The 554-nt window shown below is 43.3% G+C and carries 1 protein-coding gene; it reads right to left on the bottom strand.

Annotation, left to right across the window (positions count from 1 at the left end; genetic code table 11):
- Nucleotides 1–317 (bottom strand): alpha-L-fucosidase (locus JHD69_RS20180; protein ID WP_370583539.1); only part of this gene is annotated, 317 nt, incomplete at its 3' end.
- Between the last annotated feature and the right edge of the window lie 237 nt (nt 318–554).

The following is a 554-nucleotide window of genomic DNA, read 5'->3' as shown; positions in this document are numbered from 1 at the left end:
CCCCCCTTTCCCACCCCCCCCCCCCCCCCCCACAACCCCCCATGTCGTGGTTCGTCGGCAGCGTCAGATGTGTATAAGAGACAGCATTGAGACATTTCCGCAAAGCGATTAACTAACTTTTCGAGCAATGTTCCATCTTCTTTAGGGCCAATGTTTAACAGGAAATTCCCGTTGGCGCAAAGCATTTTATCAAAAAAAAGAATCAGTTCTTCGCGGGTGTGTAATTTTGCATTTGGATCGTAGGCATATACCGGATACGATACACTAGAACAGCCTTCAACTGGAAAATTTGGAGCCTTTAGTGTTTTAGCTTCCACGGTAAAAAAATCTCCTGACGAGCCGTCATTTACAAAACCTTCATTTTTATGGGTTTTGGCTAGACCCAGTTGTTTGGAACCCAAAGATGGGTAGAGACATGTATGATTTCATAAAATCAATAAAACCAAACACGTTATCAAGAGGGTTATCTAATACGTTTAACCTAAAAAATCCAAACGACAAAACCTGTCTCTTATACACATCTCCGAGCCCACGAGACAGTACTCATGATCTCG

The sequence above is a fragment of the Pedobacter sp. ASV12 genome, assembly GCF_016429155.1.
Lineage (GTDB): Bacteria > Bacteroidota > Bacteroidia > Sphingobacteriales > Sphingobacteriaceae > Pedobacter.
The sequence above is the reverse complement of the archived record's forward strand: the minus strand, read 5'-3'. Positions and strand labels throughout refer to the sequence as shown.